The 7,534-nt window shown below is 41.3% G+C and carries 9 protein-coding genes and 8 tRNA genes; 10 read left to right on the forward strand and 7 right to left on the reverse strand.

Going from position 1 to position 7,534, the window contains the following annotated elements; genetic code table 11:
• The 3 genes from rpmJ to Q0K03_RS06670 all read right to left on the reverse strand — a co-directional run.
• Window positions 1-72, reverse strand: a 72-nt coding sequence (rpmJ, locus tag Q0K03_RS06660) for a 50S ribosomal protein L36 (protein WP_297238948.1), incomplete at its 3' end; no start/stop codon positions are given.
• 12 nt (window positions 73-84) lie between these two features.
• A complete protein-coding gene (infA, locus tag Q0K03_RS06665; protein WP_022790349.1) occupies window positions 85-303 on the reverse strand; it encodes a translation initiation factor IF-1 in 219 nt (72 codons plus the stop codon).
• A 117-nt stretch (window positions 304-420) separates the two neighbouring features.
• Window positions 421-1,383: a rod shape-determining protein gene (locus Q0K03_RS06670; RefSeq protein ID WP_297238941.1), complete on the reverse strand. Its 963-nt coding sequence runs from the start codon at window positions 1,381-1,383 to the stop codon at window positions 421-423.
• 91 nt (window positions 1,384-1,474) lie between these two features.
• Here Q0K03_RS06670 and Q0K03_RS06675 point away from each other — a divergent pair, with 91 nt between their 5' ends.
• From Q0K03_RS06675 to Q0K03_RS06715, 9 genes are all read left to right on the forward strand, one after another.
• Window positions 1,475-1,960 (forward strand): hypothetical protein, encoded by a 486-nt coding sequence (locus Q0K03_RS06675; RefSeq protein WP_297238942.1) that lies wholly within the window; start codon window positions 1,475-1,477, stop codon window positions 1,958-1,960.
• A gap of 15 nt (window positions 1,961-1,975) precedes the next feature.
• Window positions 1,976-2,051: transfer RNA gene (locus tag Q0K03_RS06680), tRNA-Val, on the forward strand.
• Between the two features lie 26 nt (window positions 2,052-2,077).
• Window positions 2,078-2,161 (forward strand) — tRNA-Tyr (locus Q0K03_RS06685).
• A gap of 5 nt (window positions 2,162-2,166) precedes the next feature.
• A tRNA-Gln gene (locus Q0K03_RS06690) sits at window positions 2,167-2,242 on the forward strand.
• Window positions 2,243-2,248: 6 nt separating this feature from the next.
• Window positions 2,249-2,322: transfer RNA gene (locus Q0K03_RS06695), tRNA-Gly, on the forward strand.
• Between the two features lie 54 nt (window positions 2,323-2,376).
• A tRNA-Val gene (locus tag Q0K03_RS06700) sits at window positions 2,377-2,452 on the forward strand.
• 9 nt (window positions 2,453-2,461) lie between these two features.
• Window positions 2,462-2,537 (forward strand) — tRNA-Thr (locus Q0K03_RS06705).
• Between the two features lie 9 nt (window positions 2,538-2,546).
• A tRNA-Lys gene (locus Q0K03_RS06710) sits at window positions 2,547-2,622 on the forward strand.
• Between the two features lie 3 nt (window positions 2,623-2,625).
• Window positions 2,626-2,699: transfer RNA gene (locus tag Q0K03_RS06715), tRNA-Gly, on the forward strand.
• Window positions 2,700-3,157: 458 nt separating this feature from the next.
• Here Q0K03_RS06715 and Q0K03_RS06720 read toward each other — a convergent pair.
• Entirely contained in the window at window positions 3,158-5,458 is a 2,301-nt protein-coding gene (locus tag Q0K03_RS06720; protein WP_297238943.1) for an HAD-IC family P-type ATPase, read from the reverse strand.
• A gap of 271 nt (window positions 5,459-5,729) precedes the next feature.
• Between Q0K03_RS06720 and Q0K03_RS06725 the strand changes: the two genes are divergently transcribed.
• On the forward strand, window positions 5,730-5,876 hold the full coding sequence (locus tag Q0K03_RS06725) for a hypothetical protein (RefSeq protein ID WP_297238944.1): 147 nt from the start codon (window positions 5,730-5,732) through the stop codon (window positions 5,874-5,876).
• Between the two features lie 12 nt (window positions 5,877-5,888).
• Here Q0K03_RS06725 and Q0K03_RS06730 read toward each other — a convergent pair whose 3' ends face one another.
• The 3 genes from Q0K03_RS06730 to Q0K03_RS06740 form a co-directional block, all read right to left on the reverse strand.
• Window positions 5,889-6,098, reverse strand: a complete 210-nt coding sequence (locus tag Q0K03_RS06730; protein ID WP_297238945.1) for a hypothetical protein — start codon at window positions 6,096-6,098, stop codon at window positions 5,889-5,891.
• Between the two features lie 46 nt (window positions 6,099-6,144).
• A complete protein-coding gene (locus Q0K03_RS06735) occupies window positions 6,145-6,897 on the reverse strand; it encodes an ATP-binding cassette domain-containing protein (RefSeq protein ID WP_297238946.1) in 753 nt (250 codons plus the stop codon).
• The coding region (locus Q0K03_RS06740; RefSeq protein WP_297238947.1) for an ABC transporter permease at window positions 6,890-7,534 on the reverse strand (645 nt) is incomplete at its 5' end. The genes Q0K03_RS06735 and Q0K03_RS06740, both read right to left, overlap by 8 nt.

Consider the following 7,534-nt stretch of genomic DNA (forward strand, 5'->3'; position numbering starts at 1 on the left):
CATGACGCGACCCTTGCGTCGAATTACTCGGCATTTGTCGCACATCGGTTTTACGGATGGTCTTACTTTCATTTGTTTTCCCTCCTATTTTCTTCTGAATGTTATACGCCCACGTGTTAAATCATAGGGTGAAATTTCAACGGTAACACGATCACCTGGTAAAATGCGAATGTGATGCATACGGATTTTACCAGAAACGTGAGCCATGATCTCGTGCCCATTCTCTAATTTCACTTTAAAAGCAGCATTAGGTAATGTGTCTACAACGATCCCATCGATTTCAATCATATCCTGCTTTGACATGAATTCTACAACGCCTCCTTACTGAAAATGAAATGAACTGGCATAAATAGCCATCTACCATTCTAACAAATCTTCAACAAAAAAGCCAAGAAAAGATGAATTTTTCCTGACTTTTTCTTACATTCTGGATAAAAGATCTTCCAAGCCCTGACTCACCGTATTCAATGGATCGTCCGTCACATAGATAGGACACGATATCATTTCCTGCAGTGTTTCTTTAAGCCCTGGCAACAGCATCGTTCCACCGCAGCATATGATCCCGCGCATTCGGACATCTTCCTGCTGCTGAGGCGTCAAGGACATCAGGAATTTATAGATCCAGCCGGCCCATTGCTGACAAAGAGGCATCAAGACAGGAACCAAATCGTTTTCACTGATGGAAACCGAATGCAGCTTCTGCTGGCGGGAATGGATCCCCTGCACAAGCATGGAACGAGGGCGCTGGCTCAAACGAGTCTGTCCAATTTCAAGTTTGATTCGCTGTGCTGTTTCATCATCGATCAAAAGTGAATGCTGTTGATGCATCCATTTTTTGATCAACAGATCTACATGTCTCCCTGCCGCTTTATAAGACGATTTTTTGATCATTCCGCCATTTGAAAACACCGCAATATCACAGTTGGAAGAACCAAGATTCAACAGGCAGCTGGCAACGGGGATAAAAAGATTGAGCTTTGCTCCTATGCTGGCCACCCAGATCTCCTGATCAAAATATACACGATACGCTCCCAGATCCAAAAGATGTTCCTTCAGCTGATCACACTCATCTTCCCCTAATGAAGTCGGATAGCTGAAAAGAAGAATCGTTTTCTTGAACATGCGAAAAAGTTTAAAATCATAAATCAACTGTTCCAAAAGAAGATGAAGCGCATAAAAATCGATGGTTTCCATTGCCAAAGGAGAAACGACCTGGATTTCCTGATCCAGAGATTGTTTCATGTCTCTTGCTTCATTTCCTATAGCCAGGACATTTCCTTTTTGATCGAAAGCCACCATACACGCCTCATCAAAGACAAGACCGTCTTCCGAAGTCACAAGGCGAATCGAATCGGCCCCTAAATCTATACCTGCTTTGATCATGTTGTTTCCCTTTCCATATATTATATAGGATATCATATTTTAACGATTCCGGCACTATGTTATAATAAGGATGCGCATTCACCAATACACGATGAAAATTGAAATCATACAACCCTATCAAAATACTGGATGGCTCAATCTGGACTTTGTCCTTGTCACGACCCTGGATTCTTTAAAAAAAGAAAAAGGACGTCAATACTTAGATCAATGGCTCTATTGGGAACCTTACTTTTCTCAAATCAACGTTCCTGTATGGATTCTTTCCGAAGATAGTCCAACCGAACTGTACCAGCTTCAGGAAACATTGATCACAAAGCTTCATTTTTCACACGCTTCCAAAGACACATTGGAAAAGCTCCAAAGCATCCAGTCAAAATCGGTCTTTGGCAAAGACTACTTGATCGTCAAACCTCAAATTCTTCTGTTTTATCAGGAAAAAGCGATATATAAGGCATCCAGAACGAATCAAAAAACCATTGGAGAGGCTTATTTAAAGGCTCTGGATATCCGCTATAAAATTTTTAAAACAAATTTTAGAAATAAATTGACATCCAAAAAAGAATTTGCTAGTATATAAAGGCGCTAAATGAATGGAGGCTTAGCTCAGTTGGGAGAGCATCTGCCTTACAAGCAGAGGGTCAGCGGTTCGAGCCCGTTAGCCTCCACCATTTTTTAGCCCCAACAAAATTTTCATGGAGGAGTAGCGAAGAGGCTAAACGCGGCAGACTGTAAATCTGTTCCTTCGGGTTCGGCAGTTCGAATCTGTCCTCCTCCACCATTTATTGGGGTATAGCCAAGCGGTAAGGCACAGGACTTTGACTCCTGCATTTCACTGGTTCGAATCCAGTTACCCCAGCCACTAGATGCAGGTGTAGTTCAATGGTAGAACAACAGCTTGCCATGCTGTATACGGGAGTTCGATTCTCCTCACCTGCTCCATTGTATTTTGTGCTTGACTGCCCTATGAACATCTGCTATTATTGTATGGCAATCGGAGGCTTAGCTCAGTTGGGAGAGCATCTGCCTTACAAGCAGAGGGTCAGCGGTTCGAGCCCGTTAGCCTCCACCATTTCTATGTGCCGACTTAGCTCAATTGGTAGAGCAACTGACTTGTAATCAGTAGGTTGTGGGTTCAATTCCTATAGTCGGCACCATTTCTTTTTGACCCGTTAGCTCAGATGGTAGAGCATTTGACTTTTAATCAAAGGGTCGGGCGTTCGAATCGCCCACGGGTCACCATTTGCAGGTGTAGTTCAATGGTAGAACTTCAGCCTTCCAAGCTGACTACGTGAGTTCGATTCTCATCACCTGCTCCATTTAACCATTCAGCCGTAAGGCTTTTTTTTATGTCTAATCAAAAAATGCCAGCCGATTCTGACTGGCATTTTTTCGTTTCTGACAAGTCTTTCTCACTATACCTCCTATCTTCCCAAAAAAATTGTCAGAAAAAGATTGAAAGTCTATCCAAGGTGCCCCGACAGTCGTGATCATAAAACATTTTTGATCTTGCCGAAACTTAGTTTTCCCAACAAACGCTTTGACTAGCGGATGCGCCGAGCCAAAATAGGTCTCCGAAGCCAACCTAATGCGATCGTAGGATGAAGCATCCGGACAAAGTTCTTAAATCAGATCAATGCTGTCTAAGAAAAAATACCCACACATATATCAACGATCTTTTTGTGTTTTAATGATGAATCGATGCATATACGATAACTATTTTCATCGGATTGTTTCTTCTAAGTTTCTTTCTAAATAAAAAGAACAACTCCTTCGATTAGGAATTGCTCTTTGTCTTATATTTTGCCAATAGTAAGATTAGAATCAGATAGATGATCATCATGCCGACCACAAACCAGCCGGTAAATGCCAAATGAAATAAGTTTTTAAATACCAACACGCCAAAGGTAAAGCCAATCACCATCGTAGATGATACAAACAAACGCAAAGGGTTCATCGGAATACATGATTTCACAACGGCTAACATGCTGATATAAACAATGCCGTAATACATAATGGTTTGTGTATTTGTTGTTTCATCAGTGAAAAAATGAATAGAACAAATATAAATTAAAATCATCAAGGCAAACGGAAGCGCCTTTTTCAAGACCACCGGTAAAAAATCTTTAGGAACCGGATGATGATTTGGCTCCATCATCGTCACAAACGAAGGCCAAGCTTCAATAGCCGCATCGATCAATGTAATCTGGATAGGGATAAACGGAAAGCCAAAACTAAAGTCCGCTCCGCCAAAAATTGAAAGCACACAGATTACCGATAATAATACCGAGTAGATCGTTTTGATAAAGAATACCCCAGCCACACGAGTGATATTGTTGACAACTCGTCTTCCCTCAAAAAGCACATCGGATAAATTTTTAAACGAAGAATCCAAGAGTACGATCTCCGAGATTTGTTTAACTGCGTCGTTCCCCTGGGCAATTGCGATACTGCAGTCAGCTTCTCTTAACGCTAAAATATCGTTCACTCCATCACCGGTCATCGCAACCTGATGACTTCTTGACTGCAGCCCTTTGACCAGCCATTTTTTCTGCTGAGGAGAGACTCGCCCAAATACTACATTTTCTTCTGCCAGTTTTCCATAATCCGCTGTATCGTCATATTGCGATAAATCAATCACTTTGTGGGCATCGATCACGCCAGCCTGTTTGGCCAAAGCACTGACCGCATCCACATGATCTCCAGAAATGATTTTGATCTGTACACCTTCTTGATGAAACTGTTCAATGGTATCTTGACAGTTTTCACGAAGTACATCCTGAATCACGACCAGATAAAGCGCATTGATCTTTGGAAGACTTTGATGGACTTTTACCTCATCCGCGGTCTTTCCAATCACAATGACACGATTCCCTTTTTTCATTTCCTGTTGCGCCTGTTCAGGTACGCTTTGACATAAACGTTCCGGCGCTCCTATAACATACGTAACATGATCAAAGACGATTGCACTCCATTTTCTCTCTGAAGAAAACGGAATTTTAGCTGTTGGCGTATATACATTCTGCGCTTTAAAATACTGCGCCATCGCTTCAAAAGTCGCATTGGAATCTGTACTATGATACAAGTACGATGCGATAAAGTCTTCATCCTCTTTGGAAACCTCACTCAATTCCACAACATGATCGACCTTCATTTTCCCTGTCGTTAAAGTCCCTGTTTTGTCTAAACAAAGCACATCTACATGAGATAATGTTTCCAAGGCATACAAACGCTGTACCAAGATCTTCTTTTTCCCCAGACGAACGATACCAGCTGCCAAAGAAATACTCATTAAGAGCACCAGCCCCTTAGGAAGCATTCCTAACAAAGCCGCAGAACTGCTGACTACACTTTGATATAAGCCTTCGTCTCGCATTAAAAAAGCTTCAATGAATAATAGAATCCCTAAGGGAATGATCAAAAAGCACGTAAACCGCGTAACCTTTTTCATCGAATTCAACAGCTGCGAATTCACCGGTTTCCATGTACTTGCCTGATCAGCCAGTTTGTTCGCGTAGTTGTCCTTCCCGACATGATTGACTTTTACATAAGCTTGTCCGGCAACCACATAGCTTCCGGAAAGCACTTCATCGCCACTTTCTTTTTGGATCGCATCACTTTCACCTGTCAAAAGACTTTCATTGACTTCCAAACTCCCCGAAACAAGACTTGCATCACAAGAAATCTGCTGCCCTTGTTTTAAAACCATGATATCATCCAGGACAATTTCATCCGCAATAATTTCTTGAATCTTTCCCTCTCTTAACACCGTAGCCTTTGGTGTCACCAAAATTGATAGATCGTCCACCATCTTTTTGGCCTTTAACTCTTGAATGATCCCAATCAGCACATTCATGATGATGATGGCCATAAACAAAAGATTGCTCCAGGCATGAACGAATGCCAATGCAATGGCAATCAACAGATTCAATAAGTTAAATAAAGTAAATATATTTTCGATTAAGATATCCTTGATTGTTCGACTCGCTGTTTTTTCCTGTGTATTGATCAAGCCCTTTTCTAGCCTGTCTTTAACTTCTTTAGAAGTAAGACCTTGCAGATTGCTTTCATTTTCCATAATACTCCCCCAAACGTCTAAAATTAATTTTATATGGAATACTTTGAATAATCAACATATTGAGCGGATACAAGGGATTAAAAATTGCCAGAGATTTTTGATATGTTGTCAAAAAAAATAAGAAGACCCTCTTCAACTTTTTCCCGGAGGTCAAACCTCTTGTTCAAAGATTTCAGCTTTATAACAAACACGTCCTAAAGTCAGATAAATATGCAATTTTTCCATAGTTTGCTCATTTAGCATGCTATAATAAAAAAGAATTGAGGTTATCATGAACAAACATATCTTTGCCATGCTTTTCTTTTTTTTAGCCGCTATTTTATTACTGGCCTATGTTTTTACCGGATTGCCTACGGTCATCCCCGGCCTGATTGTCTTGTTTGGAGCCGCCTTGTTTTCCCGAAGCATAAAAAAATAGGAGATGGCTCTCCTATAGATTTTGAATGACTTCGACTTTTACTTTGTCATCGGCCTCCAGATCGTATGTGATCTTGGCAACTTCATCCAAATGATGTTTTAAGATGCCCTGCACCTTTTCAAACACTTCATCTTCTTTTTCTTCTGTTTTGCATTCATATTCGATGCTTGTGACCACATGTTTTCGGGTCGGGATCGATTTCAATTCATCAATTGCGCTCATAACCATATACCTCGTGCTTTTAGTCTAATCCCAATTCCATCGTTTGTCAAACCGCATAATAATTTAAAATATCAGCCGGCTTCAGTTTCGATTTTTCCTGAGCGTTCATATCCTGGATCAAAGCCCCTTCGTTCATAATAAACAAACGATTTCCATTGTTTAAGGCATCTTGAATATTATGTGTGATCATCAAAGCCGTGATCTTTTCTTTCTGAATCAGATCGTTGGTGATCTTTAAGATCTTTTGCGCGCTTTTAGGATCCAGAGCCGCTGTATGCTCATCCAGAAGAAGGATCTTAGGCGGATTCAAAAGTGCCATCATCAACGCAACCGCCTGTCTTTGCCCACCGGATAAGAGTCCGATCGGTGTCTTCAAACGATCTTCCAATCCCATATCCAAAGTCTTCAGTTTTTCCTGAAAATACAAACGATCCTGTTTATGAACGGCCAGTGAAAGTTTTCCGTATTTTTTGGGTGAATACGCCAGTGCCAGATTTTCTTCCACGGTCAGATGCGGCGCCGTACCATGTTCCGGATTCTGGAACAGCCGGCCGATATTTTTAGCACGAATATGTTCTTTTTGTTTCGTGATTTCTTCCGAATCAAGATAGATCTTTCCATGACTTGGCAAGATAGCACCGCTGATCACATTGAACAATGTACTCTTTCCAGCCCCATTGCTTCCCAACATCGTAATAAAGTCTCCATCTTGTATGGTGACATTGATTTCCTTTAGAGCCACCTTTTCTAAAGAGGTCCCTTTATTAAAAGTCACTGAAACATTTTCAAGTTCAAGCATTTTCTTTTGCCCTCACTTTCTTTAAATAAGGTATTGAAATCGTGAGTGCGACCAGGATGGCCGACATCATATTCATATCCGTTGCCGGAATTCCAAACTGTAAAGCCACTGTATAAAGAAGACGATACAGACAAGCACCAAGAATACAGGAAGCCAGACCAAAACCAATCGATTTTTTTCGAATTACGGCCTCACCAATGATGATTCCTGCCAACCCAAGGACCATCATTCCCGTTCCCCCTGTTACATCCGCAAAATTTTGATATTGCGCCAGCAGAGCCCCGGATAAAGCGACAAAGCCATTGGCCAGAGCCATCCCGATAAATTTCATCGTATCGACATTGATACTGCTGGATTTGACCATCGTTTCATTATCGCCAGCTGCCCGAAGCATCAGCCCGGTATTGGTTTTAAAGAACAAAAAGAGAAGCAATCCTGAAATCACACTGATCACAAATAACAATCCCAAAGTAAACGGTACTTTAGTAAACAGCGATTCTGTATTCAACAAGGCAATGTTGGGAGAGCCCGACATGATCCGTAAATTCACCGAATACAGCGCTGTCATCGTCAAGATTCCGGCTAACAAAGGATGGATCTTCATTTTTGTCTGCAGAAAAGCCGTAACCAACCCGCA

This window comes from uncultured Faecalicoccus sp. (genome assembly GCF_944327125.1).
Classification (GTDB): Bacteria; Bacillota_I; Bacilli_A; order Erysipelotrichales; family Erysipelotrichaceae; genus Faecalicoccus.